Origin of the sequence: Streptomyces akebiae (genome assembly GCF_019599145.1) — a bacterium.
GTDB lineage: Bacteria > Actinomycetota > Actinomycetes > Streptomycetales > Streptomycetaceae > Streptomyces > Streptomyces akebiae.
Window position 1 is genome coordinate 2,227,365 of sequence record NZ_CP080647.1, and the last position, 19,156, is coordinate 2,246,520.

General features: G+C 72.5%; 17 protein-coding genes. 8 read left to right on the forward strand and 9 right to left on the reverse strand.

Going from position 1 to position 19,156, the window contains the following annotated elements; genetic code table 11:
* Window positions 1-32 precede the first annotated feature (32 nt).
* Window positions 33-1,910 (forward strand): 3D-(3,5/4)-trihydroxycyclohexane-1,2-dione acylhydrolase (decyclizing), encoded by a 1,878-nt coding sequence (gene iolD, locus K1J60_RS09765; RefSeq protein WP_220645862.1) that lies wholly within the window; start codon window positions 33-35, stop codon window positions 1,908-1,910.
* An 80-nt stretch (window positions 1,911-1,990) separates the two neighbouring features.
* Window positions 1,991-2,761, forward strand: coding sequence for a GntR family transcriptional regulator (locus K1J60_RS09770; RefSeq protein WP_220645863.1), 771 nt, complete (start codon window positions 1,991-1,993; stop codon window positions 2,759-2,761).
* A 39-nt stretch (window positions 2,762-2,800) separates the two neighbouring features.
* Here K1J60_RS09770 and K1J60_RS09775 read toward each other — a convergent pair whose 3' ends face one another.
* Window positions 2,801-3,952: a Gfo/Idh/MocA family protein gene (locus K1J60_RS09775; RefSeq protein ID WP_220645864.1), complete on the reverse strand. Its 1,152-nt coding sequence runs from the start codon at window positions 3,950-3,952 to the stop codon at window positions 2,801-2,803.
* Between the two features lie 165 nt (window positions 3,953-4,117).
* On the opposite strand from K1J60_RS09775, the gene K1J60_RS09780 reads away from it, so the two are divergent.
* Window positions 4,118-5,122 (forward strand): LacI family DNA-binding transcriptional regulator, encoded by a 1,005-nt coding sequence (locus K1J60_RS09780; protein ID WP_220645865.1) that lies wholly within the window; start codon window positions 4,118-4,120, stop codon window positions 5,120-5,122.
* A 63-nt stretch (window positions 5,123-5,185) separates the two neighbouring features.
* Here the strand turns inward: K1J60_RS09780 and K1J60_RS09785 are convergent, their stop codons facing one another.
* Window positions 5,186-5,677: a MarR family winged helix-turn-helix transcriptional regulator gene (locus K1J60_RS09785; RefSeq protein WP_220645866.1), complete on the reverse strand. Its 492-nt coding sequence runs from the start codon at window positions 5,675-5,677 to the stop codon at window positions 5,186-5,188.
* A 153-nt stretch (window positions 5,678-5,830) separates the two neighbouring features.
* Here K1J60_RS09785 and K1J60_RS09790 point away from each other — a divergent pair, with 153 nt between their 5' ends.
* Complete coding sequence (locus K1J60_RS09790) at window positions 5,831-6,205, forward strand: DoxX family protein (protein WP_220645867.1); 375 nt, start codon at window positions 5,831-5,833, stop codon at window positions 6,203-6,205.
* Window positions 6,206-6,219: 14 nt separating this feature from the next.
* Here K1J60_RS09790 and K1J60_RS09795 read toward each other — a convergent pair whose 3' ends face one another.
* A complete protein-coding gene (locus K1J60_RS09795) occupies window positions 6,220-6,663 on the reverse strand; it encodes an ankyrin repeat domain-containing protein (RefSeq protein WP_220645868.1) in 444 nt (147 codons plus the stop codon).
* 210 nt (window positions 6,664-6,873) lie between these two features.
* Here K1J60_RS09795 and K1J60_RS09800 point away from each other — a divergent pair, with 210 nt between their 5' ends.
* The gene (locus K1J60_RS09800; protein WP_398683167.1) at window positions 6,874-7,350 is read left to right on the forward strand and encodes a hypothetical protein; all 477 of its coding nucleotides are present in this window, start codon (window positions 6,874-6,876) and stop codon (window positions 7,348-7,350) included.
* Between the two features lie 70 nt (window positions 7,351-7,420).
* On the opposite strand, the gene K1J60_RS09805 is transcribed toward K1J60_RS09800, so the two are convergent.
* The gene (locus K1J60_RS09805) at window positions 7,421-8,656 is read right to left on the reverse strand and encodes a cytochrome P450 (protein ID WP_220645869.1); all 1,236 of its coding nucleotides are present in this window, start codon (window positions 8,654-8,656) and stop codon (window positions 7,421-7,423) included.
* A gap of 195 nt (window positions 8,657-8,851) precedes the next feature.
* Here K1J60_RS09805 and K1J60_RS09810 point away from each other — a divergent pair, with 195 nt between their 5' ends.
* Window positions 8,852-9,307, forward strand: coding sequence for an SRPBCC family protein (locus tag K1J60_RS09810; RefSeq protein WP_220645870.1), 456 nt, complete (start codon window positions 8,852-8,854; stop codon window positions 9,305-9,307).
* A 76-nt stretch (window positions 9,308-9,383) separates the two neighbouring features.
* Window positions 9,384-10,034, forward strand: a complete 651-nt coding sequence (locus tag K1J60_RS09815; protein WP_220645871.1) for a class I SAM-dependent DNA methyltransferase — start codon at window positions 9,384-9,386, stop codon at window positions 10,032-10,034.
* Window positions 10,035-10,098: 64 nt separating this feature from the next.
* On the opposite strand, the gene K1J60_RS09820 is transcribed toward K1J60_RS09815, so the two are convergent.
* The 3 genes from K1J60_RS09820 to K1J60_RS09830 all read right to left on the reverse strand — a co-directional run bounded on the left by K1J60_RS09820 (window position 10,099) and on the right by K1J60_RS09830 (window position 12,929).
* Window positions 10,099-10,917, reverse strand: coding sequence for a hypothetical protein (locus tag K1J60_RS09820; RefSeq protein WP_259408253.1), 819 nt, complete (start codon window positions 10,915-10,917; stop codon window positions 10,099-10,101).
* A 152-nt stretch (window positions 10,918-11,069) separates the two neighbouring features.
* Window positions 11,070-12,197, reverse strand: a complete 1,128-nt coding sequence (locus K1J60_RS09825) for a DUF4185 domain-containing protein (RefSeq protein WP_220645873.1) — start codon at window positions 12,195-12,197, stop codon at window positions 11,070-11,072.
* A 204-nt stretch (window positions 12,198-12,401) separates the two neighbouring features.
* Window positions 12,402-12,929 carry a phospholipase gene (locus tag K1J60_RS09830; RefSeq protein ID WP_259407649.1) on the reverse strand — a complete coding sequence of 176 codons (528 nt, stop codon included), beginning with the start codon at window positions 12,927-12,929 and terminating at the stop codon, window positions 12,402-12,404.
* Between the two features lie 149 nt (window positions 12,930-13,078).
* Between K1J60_RS09830 and K1J60_RS09835 the strand changes: the two genes are divergently transcribed.
* Window positions 13,079-16,006, forward strand: a complete 2,928-nt coding sequence (locus K1J60_RS09835) for an nSTAND1 domain-containing NTPase (protein WP_220645875.1) — start codon at window positions 13,079-13,081, stop codon at window positions 16,004-16,006.
* 100 nt (window positions 16,007-16,106) lie between these two features.
* On the opposite strand, the gene K1J60_RS09840 is transcribed toward K1J60_RS09835, so the two are convergent.
* Together K1J60_RS09840 and K1J60_RS09845 are read right to left on the reverse strand one after the other, a co-directional pair.
* The gene (locus tag K1J60_RS09840; RefSeq protein WP_220645876.1) at window positions 16,107-17,300 is read right to left on the reverse strand and encodes an XdhC family protein; all 1,194 of its coding nucleotides are present in this window, start codon (window positions 17,298-17,300) and stop codon (window positions 16,107-16,109) included.
* 153 nt (window positions 17,301-17,453) lie between these two features.
* Window positions 17,454-18,899: an NCS2 family permease gene (locus K1J60_RS09845; protein WP_220645877.1), complete on the reverse strand. Its 1,446-nt coding sequence runs from the start codon at window positions 18,897-18,899 to the stop codon at window positions 17,454-17,456.
* Window positions 18,900-19,156: the final 257 nt, after the last annotated feature.

Sequence of the window (19,156 nt, forward strand, 5' to 3'; positions counted from 1 at the left end):
CCCCGACAACCCTTCGTCCCAGTGAGGTCCCGATGTCCCAGTCCCCCACCCGCCGTCTGACCGTCGCCCAGGCGCTGGTGCGGTTCCTGTCCGCGCAGTACACCGAGCGCGACGGTGTGCGCCACCGGCTGATCGCCGGAACCTGGGGCATCTTCGGCCACGGCAACGTCGCGGGGCTGGGCCAGGCGCTGCTGGAGGCCGGTGAGGAGACGATGCCGTTCCACCAGGGCCGCAACGAGCAGTCCATGGTGCACGCCGCCGTCGGCCACGCCCGCCAGCTGAACCGGCTCTCCGCGCAGGCGGTCACCACCTCCATCGGCCCCGGCGCCACCAACCTGGTCACCGGCGCCGCCCTGGCGACCATCAACCGCCTGCCCGTACTGCTCCTGCCCGGCGACTACTTCGCGACCCGCACCGCCGACCCCCTGCTCCAGCAGTTGGAGCACCCCACCGAGGCGGACGTCTCGGTCAACGACACCCTGCGCCCCGTCTCCCGCTACTTCGACCGGATCACCCGCCCCGAGGCACTGATCCCGGCCGCGCTGAACGCCATGCGCGTCCTCGCCGACCCGGTCGACACCGGCGCCGTCACCCTCGCCCTGCCGCAGGACGTCCAGGCGGAGGCGTACGACTGGCCGGAGGAGTTCTTCGCCGAGCGCGTGTGGAACGTACGCCGCCCTCTCCCCGACCCGGTCGAGCTGGCGGAGGCGGTGCGGGCGATCCGTGCCGCGCGGCGGCCGCTGATCGTCGCGGGCGGCGGCGTCCACCACAGCGAGGCCGAGGCGGCGCTGAGGGCGCTGGTCGACGCCACGGGCATCCCGGTCGCGTCCACCCAGGCGGGCAAGGGCTCCCTGCGGTACGACCACCCGGCCGACCTCGGCGGCATCGGCCACACCGGCACGGCCGTCTGCGACGACATCGCCCGTACCGCCGACCTGATCGTCGGCGTCGGCACCCGCTACACCGACTTCACCACCGCCTCCAACACCCTCTTCCAGAGCCCGGACGTCCGATTCGTCAACCTCAACGTCGCCGCCTTCGACGCCCACAAGTTGGCGGCCCGGACGGTGGTCTGCGACGCCCGGGCCGGACTCACGGCACTCACCGAGGCGCTGGACGGGCACCGGGTGGACGAGGCGTACGAGGCCGAGTACCGGGCCGGCAAGGAGCGCTGGGAGCAGGTCGTCGAAGCGGCCTACAGCGCCGCCGACGAGCACGCCGTGCCCACCCAGACCCAGGTGCTCGGCGCCCTGGACTCGGTCGTCGGCGACGAGGACGTCGTCATCAACGCGGCCGGTTCGCTCCCCGGCGACCTGCACAAGCTGTGGCGGGCCCGCAGCCCCCGCCAGTACCACCTGGAGTACGGCTACTCCTGCATGGGCTACGAGATCCCGGCCGGGATCGGTGTCCAGCAGGCGGCGCCCGGCACGGTCGTCTGGTCGCTGGTCGGGGACGGCACGTACCTGATGATGCCGACGGAGATCGTGACGGCCGTCCAGGAGGGGCTGCCGGTCAATCTGGTCCTCATCCAGAACCACGGCTACGCCTCCATCGGAGGTCTCTCCGAGTCGGTCGGCGGCGAGCGCTTCGGCACCGCCTACCGCTACCGCGCCGCCGACGGCACCTTCTCCGGCGCCCCGCTCCCGGTGGACCTCGCCGCCAACGCGGCCAGCCTCGGCATGGACGTCCTCCGCGCCAAGACCGTGAAGGAACTGCGCGACGCGCTGGCGGCGGCCCGCGCCTCGGACCGGCCCACCTGTGTGTACGTCGAGACCGACCCGACGCCCACCGCTCCTCCGGCCCAGGCCTGGTGGGACGTCCCGGTAGCGGAGACCGCCTCCCGGCCGGCGGCCGTCGAGGCGCGCACCACGTACGACCGCGAGGTGGCCAACCAGCGCCGCCACCTCTGACGGTGGTCGCCGAACCTTCCGGGCTTGTCAGGACAATGCGATGACAGGGGTTCCTGTCATCCGGACGGACGGATACCCTCATGGGCGTGACCAGCACGACTACGGGGAGTACAGGGAGTCTCGGCCTCAGCGTCGACCGGAGCAGCCCGGTGCCGCTGTACTACCAGCTGGCCCGGCAGCTGGAGTCGGCGATCGAGCACGGTGCGCTCGGCCCGGGCAGCCTCCTGGGCAACGAGATCGAGCTCGCCGGCCGTCTGGGCCTGTCCCGGCCGACCGTACGGCAGGCCATCCAGTCGCTCGTCGACAAGGGCCTGCTCGTACGCCGCCGGGGCGTCGGCACGCAGGTGGTGCACAGCCAGGTCAAACGGCCGCTGGAGCTGAGCAGCCTGTACGACGACCTGGAGGCGGCCGGTCAGCAGCCCACCACCAAGGTGCTGCTGAGCGAGCTCCGGCAGGCCTCCGCGGAGGTCGCGGCCGCCCTGGGCATCGCCGAGGGCGCCGAGGTGCACCTCTTCGAGCGGCTGCGCCTGACCCACGGGCAGCCGGTGGCGTTCCTCTCCAACTTCGTCCCGGCCGGACTGCTGGACCTGGACACCGAGCGCCTGGAGTCGACGGGCCTGTACCGGATGATGCGCAACGCCGGCATCACCCTGCACAGCGCCCACCAGAGTGTCGGCGCCCGCATCGCCACGCCCGAGGAGGCCGACCGCCTCGGCGAGCCGGAGGGCGCCGCACTGCTCACCATGCAGCGCACGGCGTACGACGACACCGGGCGCGCGGTCGAGTACGGCACCCACATCTACCGGGCCTCGCGCTATTCGTTCGACTTCCAGCTGCTCGTCCGCAACTGACGCCCGGGCAACGGTGGTCCGGGGCCGCGAACGGCCCGCTCAGAGGTCCACCCACGCCCCCGACTCGGCGGAGCGGCTCATCGCGTCCAGCGCGGTGGCGCTGTGCACGGCGTCGGCGAGGGTGGTGCCGTGCGGGGTGCCGTCGGCGATGGAGCTCAGGAAGTTGTACGCCTCGATCACCTTGAGGTCGTCGTAGCCCATGGCGTTGGCGGAACCCGGCTGGAAGGCGGAGTACGTGCCGTGACCGGGGCCGACGTAGAGGGTGTGGACGGACTGGTCCTGGTAGGCGTCGCCCTTGCTGACGCCCAGTTCGCCCATGCGGCGGAAGTCCCAGAAGAGCGCGCCCTCGGTGCCGTGGATCTCGAAGCCGTAGTTGTTCTGCTCGCCGACGGAGACCCGGCAGGCCTCCAGGACGCCCCGGGCGCCGCCCGCGAAGCGGAGCAGGCAGTTGACGTAGTCCTCGTTCTCGACGGGGCCGAGTTCGCCGCCCGAGGCACGGGTGTGGCCGGCGGTGGCGCCGGAGGGCCGGGCCCGCTCGGGGACGAAGATCGCGGTGTCGGCGATGAGGGAGGCGATGTCGCCGAGCAGGTAGCGGGCCAGGTCCACCCCGTGCGAGGCGAGGTCGCCGAGGACCCCGCTGCCCCCGCGCTGCCGCTCGTACCGCCAGGTCAGGGCCCCCTCGGGATGGGCGGCGTAGTCGCTGAAGAGGCGGATGCGGACATGGGTGACCCTGCCGATCTCACCGGCGGTGATCAGTTCGCGGGCGGCTTCCACGGCGGGCGCGTTGCGGTAGTTGAAGCCGACGGTGCCCTGGACGCCGGCCTTCTCGACCGCGTCGGCGACGGCGCGGGCGTCGGCGGCGGTGAGCCCGACCGGCTTCTCGATCCAGATGTGCTTGCCGGCCTCGGCCATGGCCACGCCGATCTCCCGGTGCAGGAAGTTCGGCGCGGTGATGCTGACCGCCTGGATCCGCGGGTCGGCGACCACGTCCCGCCAGTCCCGGGCGGTGGTGGCGAACCCGAACTGCCGGGCCGCCTCCTCGGCGCGTCCGGGCACGTCCTCGACGACGGTGACCAGCTCGGGCCGCAGGCCGAGCCGCGGGAAGTGGTGCGGCACCCGCGCGTACGCCTGGGTGTGCACCCGTCCCATCCAGCCGAACCCCACGACGGCGACACCGAGCCCACTCACCATGACTGCCCTTTCCCGGGCCTTCCTCGGCCCCTCACCGGAATCACCGGCCCGCTTCTTGGACCGTTCCATATCGTTCGCCGCCCACTCTGCGAGGCCGTCTTCGCCGGTGTCAAGCCCTGTGCCACCCTTTGACAACCGCACTGCGGCTATGGAACGGTCCACGCCATGAGACCCCCGACGATCCGCGATGTCGCCGAGCGGGCCGGCGTGTCGAAGTCGCTGGTCTCCCTGGTGCTGCGCGGCTCCGACCAGGTGCGCCCCGAGAAGCGGGAGGCCGTGCTGACGGCCGTGGACGAGCTGGGCTACCGGCCGAACGCCGCCGCGCGCAGCCTGAGCGAGCGCCGGACCCGCACGGTCGGCGTCCTCCTCCACGACATGCGCAACCCCTGGTTCGTGGAGCTGCTCGACGGCCTCAACTCCCAGCTGCACGACAACGGTCTGCGCATGCTGCTGGCCGACGGCCATCTCAACCGGCGGCTCGGCGAGGACCTCACCCGCACCTTCACCGAACTGCGGGTCGACGGGCTGATCGCGGTCGGCACCCTGCCGCCCTCCGAGGCGCTGCGCACGGCCGCCGGGCTCATCCCGACCGTGGTGGCGGGTGCCCGTGAACCCACGCTCCCCCAGGTGGACGTCGTCGCGGGCGACGACCAGCACGGCGCCCGTCTCGCCACCGAGCACCTCATCGGGCTCGGGCACCGGCGCATCGCGCACATCGCGGGGGACGGTGTGGTCGGGGCGCTGCGCCGCCGCAGCTTCGAGACGGTGATGCGCGAGCACGGGCTGGGCGATCTGGCGACCGTCGAACGGGGCGACCTGACGGAGGAGGGCGGCTACCGCGCCACGGTCCGGCTGCTGAACCTCCCCCAACGCCCCACCGCCGTCGTGGCGTTCAACGACATGGCCTGTGTGGGCGCGCTCTCCGCCGCCGAGGAACTGGGCCTGAGGGTGCCGCGCGACCTCTCCCTGGTCGGCTACGACAACACCTATGTCTCACGGCTGCGCCACCTCTGGCTCACCACCGTGGACAACGCCAGCCACGACGTCGGCCGCTCCGCCGCGCAGTGCCTGCTGGACCGCATCGCCGATCCGGCACGTCCCGCCAAGGTCGTCCTGACCACGCCGACGCTGGAGGTCCGGGGCACCACCGGCCCGCCGGGCGGGCACTGAGAGGTCGGCGCGCCGGCCGGGCGCCGAGCGGCGGCAGCAGGGTCCTGACGAGGGGACGGGCCGTCAGCTCGGCGGCGGGAGACAGTGGTCGTCGGGCGCGACGGTCCGCCAGATCCGTCGCCCGATGTCCCGCAACTGCCGCTGCTGAGCGCCGGTGAGCGCGTCGAACACGAAGCGGCGTACGGCGTCGGCGTGGCCCGGGGCGCTCTCGACGACCTTGGCGTGGCCGGCGTCCGTGAGGACGGCCAGCGTGTAGCGCCCGTCGGTGGGGTCCGGCTCGCGGCGCACCCACTCGCTCTTCTCCAGCCGCTTCACCAGATGGGAGAGCCGGGACAGCGACGAACCGGTGTGCCCGGCCAGATCGCTCATCCGCAGCGTGCGCCCCTCGGTCTGGGACAGCATCGCCATCACCAGGTACTCGACGTGGCTGACCCCCGCGCCCCTCTGCAGCTCCGCGTCCAGCGCGCCCGGCAGTCTGACCATCACGCCCGCCAGCGCGTGCCAGGTCTCCATCTCCTCGTCGGTCAGCCAACGCGGCTGCTGGGGTGTCTCCATGGCGCCCACTCTACGTGCGGTGGCCATCGACCAAGCCCGCGCCGACGTGCCGATCGGCTTGACGCTTCAAGTCGCTCGGCCCTACGTTGAGCCCTCTCTTGCCTTGAACATTCAAGTCATCTCGTCCATGCCTCCCCTTAGGAAGAACCTGCCATGAACGTCACTCTCTGGATCATCGCGGGCCTGCTCGCGGCTGCCTTCCTCGCCGCCGGCCTGATGAAGACCACCCAGTCCAAGGAGAAGCTGTCGGCCTCGGGCATGACGTGGGTCGACTCGTTCTCCCCGGGCATGGTCAAGACCATCGGCGCGCTGGAGGCCCTGGGCGCCGTCGGGCTGATCCTGCCGGCCGTCCTCGACATAGCCACGGTGTTCGTCCCGCTCGCGGCGACCGGCCTCGCCGTGACGATGCTCGGCGCGGTCGTCTTCCACCTCCGCCGCGGCGAGACCAAGGAGACGGCACCGAGTCTGGTGCTGCTGGTCCTGGCGGCCGTGGTGGCCTGGGGCCGGTTCGGACCGTACGCGTTCTGAACCCGCGCAGGCCCTCACCCCGCCCAGCCCTGACCCAGCCGGGCGGGCCGGGCTCCCGCCGCGAGCAGCAGCGCCGTCGTCCCGGGGTGGGGACCGGAGGCCGCCCAGTCGAGCGGGGAGCGGCCCGTGCCGTGGTCCTCGCGGAGGTCGGGGTCGGCTCCGTGGGCGAGGAGTGCGCGCACCGTTTCGGTGTGTCCCCAGCACGCGGCGCCGCACAGCGGGGTGCCCTCCGTGCCGTGCCCGCTCTCGGTGTCGGGCGAGGCCCCGGCCGCGAGCAGCCGGCGGACGGTGTCGGCGGCCCCGTGGACGGCCGCCGCGTACAGGGGTGTCGTCCCCTCGGCGTCCGTCGTCTCGGCGGGGGCGCCGGCGCGCAGCAGTGCGTCGACAACGGCGGTGTCGCCGATCGACGCGGCCGACACCAGCCGGTGCGACAGTTTCTTCCGGCGCCGTCTGTTCACCGTCGCGCTCCCCCTTCGCGGGACCTCCGAGGCGCCGCCCGTCACGCGCGCCGGCCCGTCAAGGGGGTCAGCCCATCACAGGCCCTCCCGCGGAGCGACCTCTTTTCCGCGTACGTCGACGACCGTGAGCGCCAACGCCGGCGGCCCCGGTACGAGGAACACGAGCGGGAGGACGGCTACCACCGCGACCGGAACGTCTTCGGCCCGGGCGTGACCATCGAGGACGACATGGCGGTCCTCGTGCGGTACGCCTCCGGGGCGCCCCTGACGTACCACCTGACGGCGTACGCGCCCTGGGAGGGGTACCGCATCGCCTTCAACGGCAGCGAGGGACGCGTCGAACGGCTGGTGGAGGAGTCCGTCTGGACCCGCCCGCACGTCCCCGTCACCGGTGCGAGCCCCGTCCTGCACGGCGCCGAGGCGGGCGAGGAACCCGGCAGGACACAGCTGCTCGTACGCCGCTTCTGGGAGCCGCCGCGCGAGGTGAAGGTGGGGACGGACGCGGGCGGGCACGGCGGTGGAGACGTCCACATGCTGGCCGACCTGTTCGGGGCGCGTGTGCCGGACGCGCTGGGGCGCGCGGCCGACGCGGTGGACGGCGCACGGTCGCTGGTGACGGGGCTGGCGGCGAACCGGTCGCTGGAGACGGGGATGCCGGTGGCGGCGCGGGACCTGCTGGACGTGTGAACCCGCGCCGCCCGCGCGCCGGGGCCGCCGCGCGCCTGCACCGGGCAGGGACTCCGGGAGGTCCAGCAGGTCACCAGAGGAGTTCGAGGCGTTCCGGGGAACGATGGATCAACGTCGGTCGCATGGTGATCCGTTGGCCCTCCGCCAGGCGCAGGCCCGGCAGTCTGCTGGTCAACAGCTCCAGTGTCACGCGGAGTTGTTCGCGGGCGAGCTGCGATCCGGGGCAGGTGTGGGTGCCGAGGCCGAAGGAGAGGTGGCGGCTGCCGGAGGGGCGGGCGATGTCGAAGTCGTCGGGGCGCGGGTGGCGGGAGGCGTCGCGGTTGGCGCCGGCGAACGCGAGGAACACCGGTGTCCCGGCGGGGAGTTCGGTGCCGGCGAGGGTGACCGGGCGCGTGGTGACGCGGCGGAAGCCCTGCAGGGCGGTGTCGTAGCGGGCGGCTTCCTCGATGGCGGCCGGGATGCGCTCCGGTTCGGCGCAGAGCAGCTCCCACTGCCGGCGGTCGCGCAGCAGGTGCAGGACGGTGGTCCCGATGAGGGCCGTCGTGGTCAGGTGTCCGGCGATGAGCAGGTTCTGCAGATGGGCCACGACCTGGTGGCGCTGGTCGAGGGTCAGCTCGGCGGCGGCGTCCGGTCCGGCGACGGAGGCGATGAGTTCGGTGCCCAGATCCTCGCGCGGGTCGGCGTGCCGGGCCCGCACGAAGGCGTCGAGCAGATGGGCCGTGGCGACCACGTCCTCGGCCGCCGCGATCTGCTCGGCCTCCGCCATGGGCCGGAACAGCAACTGCTCGGCCCGGCGACCGCCGTGCACCAACGCCGGTACGTCGTCCGGGTCGAACCCGACGAGACGCCCGATGACCTCCCCGGGCAGCCGCCCCGCGTACGCGGACATCAACTCGACGCGGCCGCCCTCGCCGTTCTTGACGAAGTCGTCGACCAGGGCGGCGGCCCGTTCTGCGGCGTACGGCACGACGGCGCCGACCCGGGCCGGCGACAGGCCTCGCACGATGGGGGCGCGCAGTTCCTGGTGCAGGGCGCCGTCGGCGGTGACGACCACGGGACGGCCGCCGAAACCGCCGCCGAGCACGGCCAGCGCGGCGGGCGCGGGCATGACGTCGGGGCGCAGCGCGTTGGCCGAGGAGAAGTCCTCCGGACGCCGCAGCACCTCTCGTACGTCGGCGTCCCGGGCCACCAGCCAGGAGTCCAGCTCGGGGACGTACGTCAGCCCCTCCGCCGACCTGGCCCGCGCGTAGAGGGGATACGGATCGCGCTGCAACTCGTCGAGTCTGTCGTGCAGATCAGCGTCCACGAGCACCTTCCGGCCAGGGGCGGGCGTGCGGTCGCGCTCATCGTGCCGTACGGCGTGGCAGGGCGATAGGGGCGCTGCGGCGGGTGTGCCGGACGGGCCGGGCGGGCCGGGAGGGTGTCGGAGCACCCCGGCGCGCGACCCTGCGCGCGCCCCCGGCACCCGCCTCCTCCTCGGCTGTTCCCTTACGCTCGCCCCGTGGTTCTCTTCCTCCTGGAACGCCTCACCCCGCTCCCCGCGGACCGCGCCTGGCGGCTCCTGACCGACTGGCCCCGGCACGCGGACGTCGTGCCGCTGACCCGCGTCACCGTGCGCACGCCTGCGCCGACCGGTGAGGGCACGGTGTTCGTGGCCCGCAGCGGTGTCGGGCCGCTCGCCTTCGACGACCCGATGGAGGTCACGGTCTGGCAGCCGCCGGAGGCCGCGGCTCCCGGGATGTGCCGTCTCGTCAAGCGTGGTTCGTTCGTCACCGGCTGGGCCGAGATCGAGGTCCATCCGTACGGTGACGGCGCCTCCCGCACGGTCTGGCGCGAGGACCTGCGGGTGCGATGGCTGCCGGGCCTCCTCGACCGACCGCTTGCATGGACGTCGCGACGCATGTTCGGACGCGCGATGGACGGGCTGCTCTCGGCCGACGGCCGGAGCACGGGCTGAGTCGGCCGCCCCGGCGGCCCGGTCGTCGGCCACGGTGCGGACGTCGCTGTCAGACCCTCCCACTACTGTCCGAACCATGACCACACACCACCACACCACCCGGGAGTCCTACGACACGGTCGCCACCGACTACGAGAAGCTGCTGAGAGACGAGTTGGCGAAGAGCCCGTTCGAGCGGGCCATGCTGGGCGTGTTCGCCGAGCGGGTGCTGGACTCCGGGGGCGGACGCGTCGCGGACCTGGGGTGCGGGCCGGGGCGGATCACCGGGCATCTGGCCTCGCTGGGGCTCGACATCTGTGGCATCGACCTCTCTCCGCAGATGGTCGCCGTGGCCCGCTGGGCCCATCCGCGACTCCGGTTCGACGTGGGCACGATGACCGCGCTCGACTTCGAGGACGGCTGCCTGGCGGGCGCCCTCGCCTGGTACTCCACGGTGCACACCCCGCCCGCCGAACTCCCGTGCGTGTTCCGGGAGTTCCATCGGATCCTCGCCCCCGGCGGGCTCCTCGCGATGGCGTACAAGGTGGGCGACGAGTCGGTCCACCTGACACAGGCCTACGGTCACCCCCTCGACCTCGACGTCCACCGCTTCCCGCCCGACCGGATCGCCGAGATGCTGGGGGACGCCGGGTTCGTGGAGTCGGCGCGGCTCGTGCGGGAGGCCGACGGGCCCGGCACCACGGCGAACACCCCTCAGGCGTACGTGCTGGCGCGCAAGCCGGGGTGAGCTGACGGGCGCGTCCAGGGGCCGGGCGGACGCCTGGGGGGCGGGGTGCTGATGCCGAACGTCGTCAGGACGGGCCGGGGTCCCCGTTGCGGTTGGTGGACAGGCCGTCGCGGCGGTCGCGGTCGCCGTCGCCCGTGGTGCTGAGGAGGGTGTCGCAGATCTCGCGGAGCTTGTCGGTGGCCTGTTTGGAGAAGAGCCCGCAGAGCCCGGCGATGCCGGAGAAGCCGTACGGGTTGGTCGCCCCGGCGCCGGAGCTGCCCGCGAACAGGCCGCCGCGCAGGAGGAGATAGACGAGGAGCGCGAGGGCCACCCCGATTCCGGCCCTCAGGAGGTACCACCACAGCCAGCTCGCGTAGAGCCGACGGTTGCCGACGTACGTCGCGAAGGACGTGGCGGCGTGGACGAAGCTGCCGAGCGCGCTGCACACGACCACGGCCAGCAGCATCGCCGTGTCGGCGGTCAGCGACCAGTCCCCCAGGCCGAACGGCGACCAGCGCGCGGTGGCCGTGGGCTCCGCCCCGGGCTCGACCGTCGCCAGCACCGCCGGCCAGAGCGTCACCAGGGCTCCGCAGACGAAGACGACGTCGGCGAGGAGGAAGAGCCCGAGGAGCGCGGTCGACACGGCCGACAGCCGCCGGTCGTCGGAGGCGCCGTAACCTCCGGCCTCCCCCGAACCGCCATCACCCGCCGCACCACCGTCCCCGTCCCCGTCCCCGTCCCCGTCCCCAGCTTCGGCTTCGGCTTCGGCTTCGGCTTCGGCTTCGGCCTCGGTGTCAGGATCGGCATCGGCGGTGGCGACCCGCCCCCGCTCGTCCGTGTCCGATCCCGTCGCGCCGTCCGGGCTCTCGTCCCCGCCCCCGCGCGGTCGTCCCTCACCGGTCATGGCGCTCAACCGCCCGCCCCCGTAGTGCTGTTGCCCTGACGCAACGGTCGGCCCTGCTGCCCCCGGGGGTCAAGACGGCGGCACGGGCCGGGTAAGTCCCGGATCGCCGAGACGAGCCCCGAAGGGCACGGGACGACCGCTGGGTTCCGAGGTCAGCGCGCGAGACCGCGAACGCGGAATTGCATGACGCGGTAGGGCCAGCCCGCCTTGGTGTTCCACTGGCTCACTGACAGGTGGAGGTCGTCGAGCGTCGACCCTGGAATGACGTAGCCGCCGTACAACTGCGCCACGTGGGTGTCGTCCTCGTCGCCCCACGACGTGCCCCACAGCAGGGTGCGGCGATGGGCGGTGCGCAGGTCCGCCGTGGGGTGGTCCGCGACCAGGCCCTCGATCCGGTAGTCGCCCTGGTTGAACCAGGTCAGGATCCACCGGCCGTCGAGCAGTCGCAGGCAGAGCTCGCCGAACGTGCCGTCCAGGACGGGCGTGGGCGGGTTGCCCCAGGCCCAGCGGCTGTCGGGGCCTTGTCCCCACGGCTCGTAGGCGCCGGGCTCCGTCAGTCGGTCGGGACGGACGCGGTGCAGGATGACCGGCTTGTCCCGCTGGAACCCGGTGGACAGGACATAGACGTACCCGTCACCGCCGAGCGCCCATGTGAGCAGTTGGAACATGCCGCCGTGCAGGTTCGCGGCGAACACGGCACCGGTGGCGCTCCAGGTCGCGCCCGAGTCGTCCGACCGCCAGATCTCGGTGCGCACCACGTTGCCGAGCCCTTTGTTCACCATGACGTGCAGGTACATGGTGTCCCCGAGGGTGATCACATCGGAGGGCAGGACGGTGGAATAGTCGGGGTTGTCGTGGTCGTACGGCCACAGCTGCCGGGCGTGCCGTCCGCCCACCGCACCGGTCCAGACGACCGGTCGACCGTGCCCGTCGAAGCGCCCGTACAGCGCCACGGGCGAGCGCCACCAGCCGCCGCCGACCCTGGCTTCCTCGAAGGTGTCGCCGAAGACGAACAGGAGTCGGCCGTCGGGCGTCCGTACAGGCACTCCCAGGTCGGTGGCCTCCATGCGGAACCGGGTGGTGAGACCGGGACCGGTGAGGTCGGCGATCTTGGAGACGCGGAGGGGGTCTGTTGCCGCGTGGGCCGGGGTGCGGAGCAGGGGGCCGCCCGCGAGAACCGCCGCGGCGGCGCCCCGGAGGAAGCCGGCCCGGCTGAGGTGGACCGGGCGGACGGGAGCCTGGGGCGGACGTGGGGCGCCGTCCGGTGCGCTGTCGTGCATGAGTGCTCCTTCGTGGAGGTGGGGACCGTGGGGAGGGGCGGGGTGCGGGGTGACCGCGGCGGCCGTGAGGGCGTACGCCGGGCGGGAGCCGCGCGGGAGCCGTGCGACCGTGACTTCGAGAGGCCGGAATCAGGCTCCGCACCCCCGCGGCACCTCACCCATGACCGCGGCGCCCCCGAACCGGGGGCGCCGAGCAGCCTTCCTCTATCCGGCGGCCCAGAAGTACTTGTCGCCGAAGTTGTGCACGGCCAGGTAGGCGGCGCGTGCGTGGATCAGGCACCAGTTCCCGCCGCCGTGGTGGTCGAAGCAGGTCTGGCGCATCTCGTGCCAGAAGCGCGTGTCGATCCAGTCCTTCGTCTGGCGGGTGGGGCTGAGCCGGAGGCCTCCGTGCTGGGCCCCGTAGTTGCGGTAGCCGAAGTCGTGCTGGTTGCAGGCTTCGGTGAACAGGTTCTTGATCTCCTGCGGGCCGCTGCACCCGTCGTTGGACCAGTTGAACGGTGCGACCTTGGGGTGCTTGGTGAAGTCGTAGTACCGAAGGTTCATGATGCGGTCCGCGACCTGCCGGACATCCTCCGCGGGCGCTGCCGCGGCTGCGGCGGTCGTCTGCTGGGAGGGCGCGGTCCGCACGACGGCGGCGGGAGCGGCGGCGGCGGGCAGGGCCTCGCCGACGCCGAGCGCGGTCACGGCGGTGGCCAGGATCGCGGGCAGGACGGTTCGTACACGGGTCTTCATGGAATTCCTCATTTCCGTTCGTCGTCCGGTCCTCGGTGCGGGACCTGATGCACCGTTTGTAGCCGCTAATCTGTTGTTCAAGGCCGGTGGGCCGATGGTGAACAAACGGATGCCGAACAATCCGTGGGAGACGGGGGAAGGGTGGACGCATGGCCCGGGGGGAAAAGCCTCTGGACCCGGACGGCGGTCCTCTGTTCGAATTCGCGGCGCGCTTGAGGAAACTGCGGGAACAGGCCGGCCGTCCCACCTACCGGGAACTCGCGCGAAAATCACATTATGGGATCGCGGCACTCTCCTCGGCCGCGGCGGGGCGTCAACTCCCCAGCCTGGCCGTCACTCTCGCCTACGTTCGCGCCTGCGGCGGTGACGAGCGGGAATGGAAGCTGATCTGGCAATGGACGGCTGACGCGTGCAGCGGCACGGACACGTCGGTCGAGGCCGGCGCCGACAACCGGAAAGGGAGCGGCGCCAAGCCGCCCTATGCCGGTCTGTGCGCGTTCGAGGAGGCCGATGCCGCGTATTTCTTCGGACGCGAGAAACTCACCGGCATGCTCGTCGAACATCTGAAGGAAAAACGGCTCCTCGTGTTGTTCGGGGCATCGGGATCCGGTAAGTCGTCGGTGCTGCGCGCGGGTGTGCTCCCCGCCTTTCCCGGTGTTTCCTCGCTGGTCTTCACACCCGGACCGAATCCCCTGGAGGAATGCGCCCTACGGCTGGCGGCCCGCGCCGGCGTGGCTCCCGGCCCGGTCCGTGCCGAACTCGCGGCCGAACCGGGCACCTTCCACCGGATGGTGAGGCAGATCCTCGCCGGGCGGCCGGAGACCGACTCCGCGACGGACGAACTCCTCGTCGTCGTGGACCAGTTCGAGGAGGTCTTCACCCTCTGCGGTGACGCGCAGGAGCGGGAGCGGTTCGTCGCCGCGCTCGTGCACGCGGCGCAGGCCCCCGACAGCCGCACGCGGGTCGCCATCGCCGTACGGTCCGACTTCTACACGCACTGCATCCGACTGGCCGGTCTCGTCGAGGCCCTGCCCCATGCCCACCATCCCGTCGGCCCGATGACCGCCGAGGAACTGAGGGCGGCGATCGTCCAGCCCGCTGCCCGCTCCCGGCTCACCGTCGAGAGTGCCCTGCTGACGACGCTCACGGCCGACGCCCACGGTCGGCCGGGCGCGCTGCCCCTGCTCTCGCACGCTCTGCTGGAGACCTGGAAACTACGGCGGGGCAACGCTCTCACGCTGGCCGGCTACCGTGCGGCGGGCGGTATCGAGGGCGCGCTCACCCAGACCGCCGAGAAGTTCCACGACGCCCTCGGCGACAGCCGCCAGAAGGCCGCGCGACGGCTGTTCCTCCGGCTCGTCGCCCTGGGTGAAGGTACCGAGGACACCAAGCGCCGTGTGCCACGTCGAGAACTCGACAGCGGTCCGGACACCGACTTCGTCCTCGAACAGGCGACCAGGGCCAGGCTGCTGACCGCCGACGCCGACCACGTGGAGATCGCCCACGAGGCCTTGATCCGGTGCTGGCCCCGGTTCGGCGCCTGGCTGGAGGAGGACCGCGGCCAGGTACGTCTGCACCGGGCCCTCACCGAGGCCACCACTCTCTGGGAGTCCCTGGACCACGACCCCGACACCCTGTACCGCGGGGTACGCCTCGCCGCCGCGAAGGACATCCCGGCACAGGCGCTGACCTCTCGGGAACGCGCCTTCCTCGATGCCAGCGAGTCGGCGGCACAGCAGACGCAAGAGCGCGGCCGCCGCAGCCTGCGCCGATTGCGCAGGCTGGCCGGAGCCCTGGTCGTCCTGCTCGTGTGCGCCGTGGCCGCCACCGGATTCGCCGTACGGGCACAGAACACCGTCACCCAGCAGCGCAACGAGGCCGTGGCCCTCCGGGCCGCCGACGAAGCCGTGCTCCTCAGCCGACACAATCCGTCCCTCGCCGTCCAGGTCGCGCTGGCCGCCTACCGGCAGACTCGGCAGGACCGTACCGAGGACGCCCTGCTCAGCTCCCTGTCCGTCGCGTCGACCGACGCCGGAACGACCGGCTCCACGCCCGTCGGGCGCGCACCGGTCGGGCACACCCCGGCCGTGCCCGCTGACGGCCGCACCCTCGCCATGGCCGACGGCTCCCAGATCGTCCTGTGGGACATCACCGATCCACGACGGCCCTCCCGGCTCGGCACCGCCGAGGGAGTCGGTCTGGGCCCGATCCAGTTCACCCGGGACGGCGACACACTGCTCGGTGTGGACAGCGACCGCACGCTCCGGCTGTGGGACGTGACCGACCCGCACCACCCCACGGTGTTGTCGAAGCGGCCCACGGGACACACCGACGGCGTCTACTCCGTCGCCGTACGCGGGGACGGCCGCGTGGCCGCCACCGGCAGCTACGACGACACCATCCGCCTCTGGGACATCACCGACCCGGCCCGCCCCCGTCTGCTCGACACGCTCACCGGGCACGACGGCGACGTCAAACCCGTGGTGTTCAGCCCCGACGGAAAGACCCTGGCCTCGGGCTCCAACGACCACGACATCCGCCTCTGGGACGTGACCGACCCGCACCACGCCGCCCTCGTCACCGTCCTCAAGGGGCACCGGCACTTCGTCGACGCCCTCGCCTACAGCCCGGACGGCCGTACGCTGCTGAGCGGCAGCGACGACCGCACGGCGCAGCTGTGGGACGTCGGCGATCTTCCCCGGCACCGTGCGCTGGGCGAACTGGCCCGACACACCGACATCGTCACCAGCGTGGCCTTCGCCTCCCACGGCCGCACGGCGGTGACCGTCGGCATCGACGGCGTGGTGCACGCCTGGGACCTGAACGACCGGGCACGCCCCACCTCCCTGGCCCGCCTCACCAACCCGGGCGGGACGGTCAAGGAAGTGCGTTACCTCAAGGCGGACGGCACCTTCCTCACCGTGACCGCCCACCACAGCGTGCAGATCTGGTACACCGACCTCGACCGGGCGCTCGCCGACGCCTGCGACCGCGTCCACGGCACCATCAGCCGCGCCGAGTGGGCCCGCCACTTTCCCCGCCTCGACTACGAGCCGCCCTGCCCGCGCCGCACCTGACGGGGAACGGCCCCGTCCCCGGGGCCTGAGCAGAAGCGGCCGGGGGTGTCGGCGGCGAGGCCGGCGCCGGCCGCCCGGCCCTGATCTCAGGGCTTCGAGATCATCCCGTGGCCCCGGTGGGGCTTGTCCCGGCGAACCCCCAGGAGCCGCGGAGGCCCGGCAGTTCCGTGAGGGCGGGCGGGCCGTCGTGGTGGATCGGGGTGTGCGCGCCGGTCAGGGAGACCCCGCTGCCGCCCCGCCGGTCGGCGACGATCTCGGCGGCGATCGACAGGGCCGTCTCCTCCGGGGTGCGCGCGCCGAGGTCGAGCCCGATGGGGGACCTGAGCCGGGCCAGCTCCAGCTCGGTGACGCCTGCTTGGCGGAGCCGTTCGTTGCGGTCGAGATGCGTGCGGCGGGAGCCCATCGCGCCGACGTAGGCGACGGGGAGCCGCAGGGCGAGCCGGAGGAGCGGGATGTCGAACTTGGCGTCGTGGGTGAGGACGCAGAGGACCGTACGGGCGTCGACGGAGGTGCGCTCCAGGTACGTGTGGGGCCACTCGACCACGATCTCGTCGGCCTCCGGGAAGCGGGCCCGGGTCGCGAAGACGGGGCGGGCGTCGCAGACCGTCACATGGTGGCCGAGGAACTTGCCGACCCGGACCAGCGCCGACGCGAAGTCGATCGCGCCGAAGACGATCATCCGGGGCGGCGGGACGGACGACTCGACGAGGACCGTGAGCGGGGATCCGCACCGCGAGCCCCGCTCCCCGATCTCCAGGGTGCCCGTGCGGCCGGCGTCGAGGAGGGCACGGGCCTCGGCGGCGACCGTGCGGTCCAGCTCGGGATGGGCGCCGTAGCCGCCGTCGTACGAGCCGTCCGGGCGGACCAGCAGGGCGCGGCCCCGCAGCTCCGCCGGGCCGGAGACGATCCGGGCCAGGGCCGCCGCCCGCCCGCTCGCGGCGGTGGAGAGCGCGGCGGCGGCCACCGGGCGGACGGGGTCGCCTGCCCGCACCGGTGTGACGAGGATGTCGATGACTCCGCCGCAGGTCAGCCCGACGGCGAAGGCGTCCTCGTCGCTGTAGCCGAAGCGTTCGAGGACCGTTTCGCCGTCCGTCAGGGCCTGTCGGCACAGGTCGTAGACGGCGCCCTCCACGCAGCCGCCGGAGACCGAGCCGATCGCCGTGCCGTCGGCGTCCACCGCGAGGGCGGCGCCCGGCCGGCGGGGTGCGCTGCCGCCGACGGCCACCACGGTGGCCACGGCGAAGTCACGCCCCTGCTCGACCCACCGGTGCAGTTCTTCGGCGACGTCCAGCATCTCTCGGTCTCCTTCGGCGTCAACAGCGGTGGTGCGGACGGTACGTGGCGAGGACTGCCGCCAGGGCCCTTCTGATGGATCTCCGCGGACGAAGGAGCGGTGTCCGCGTGCGTGCCGGGCGCCGTGACGCCGCGGAGAACCATCAGAAGGGCCCTAGTGCACGCCCATCCAGTTCTCGATCGGGTGCAGGGCGAAGAAGACGACGAAGACCGCCGTCAGGCCCCACATGAACGCGCCGATCTCCCGCGCCCGGCCCTGGGCGAGCTTGATGGCGACGTAGGAGACGACTCCGGCGGCGACGCCCGCCGTGATGGAGTACGTGAACGGCATGATCACGACGGTCAGGAACACCGGGATCGCCGTGGCGCGGTCGGACCAGTCGACGTGGCGGGCGTTCATCATCATCATGGCGCCGATGACGACGAGCGCGGCGGCCGCGACCTCGCCGGGCACGATCGCCGTGAGCGGGGTGAAGAACAGACAGGCGGCGAAGAACAGCCCGGTGACGACGGAGGAGAGCCCCGTGCGGGCGCCCTCGCCGACGCCGGTCGCCGACTCGACGAACACGGTCTGGCCCGAACCGCCGGCCACACCACCGATCGCGCCGCCCGCGCCGTCGATGAACAGCGCCTTGGACAGGCCCGGCATGCGGCCCTTGTCGTCGGCGAGCCCGGCCTCCGTACCCACGCCGATGATGGTGGCCATCGCGTCGAAGAACCCGGCGAGCACGAGGGTGAAGACGATCATGCCGACCGTCATCGCGCCGACGTCGCGCCAGCCGCCGAACTCGACCTGGCCGAGGAGCGAGAAGTCCGGCATCGAGACCGCGCTGCCGTGCAACTCCGGTGCGCCGCCCGCCCATTGCTTCGGGTCGATGACGTCGAGGGCGTTGAGGAGCACGGCGATCACCGTGCCGCCGACGATGCCGAGCAGGATCGCGCCGGGAACGCCCCGGGCCTGGAGCATGAAGATCGCGAGGAGGGTGACCGCGAAGAGGAGGACCGGCCAGCCGGCGAGTTCCCCGGTGGGGCCGAGGCTGACCGGGGTCGCCTTGCCCTGGTGCACGAAACCGGCCTTGTAGAAGCCGATCAGGGCGACGAACAGCCCGATCCCCATGGTGATCGCGTGCTTCAGGGCCAGCGGGATGGCGTTCATGATCATCTCGCGGAGACCGGTGACGACCAGCAGCATGATGATCACGCCGTACATCACGCACATGCCCATCGCCTGCGGCCAGGTCATCCGCGGGGCGACCTGCGAGGCGATGACGCCCGAGACGGAGAGGCCGGCGGCGAGGGCGAGCGGGACCCTGCCGACGGCGCCCATGAGAAGCGTGCTGACGGCTGCCGCGAGCGCGGTCGCCGTGATCAGGGCCTTCTGGCCGAGCGTGGCGCCGGCGGCGTCCGGGCCGGACAGGATGAGCGGGTTGAGCAGGAGGATGTACGCCATCGCCATGAAGGTGGTGACGCCGCCGCGGACCTCGCGGGCGACCGTGGATCCTCGGTGGGTGATGCGGAAGTACCGGTCGAGGCGCGACCGGTCGGCCGGGGCGGGGGTGCTTTCGACGGCCGTCCTCGGCTTGAGCGACTGGTGGGTCATGGGGCGTTCTCCCAAGGTTCACAGGGACACCCGGCCGTTGCACTGGGCTTCGGCGGGATTTGGGAAGGTGCGCCCGACGCGGGGGACGGCCCGAGACGAACGGGATTGGTGGGTTGGGGGGGTGGGTGGGTTCGTGGGTGGGCTCGTGGGCGGGTGCGGGTCCGGTGGGGGCTGGTCGCGCAGTTCCCCGCGCCCGTGAAGGCCTACGGCCCTTCGGGCCGAGAAGCACGGGGCGAAGCCCCGGCTTTTCAGGGGCG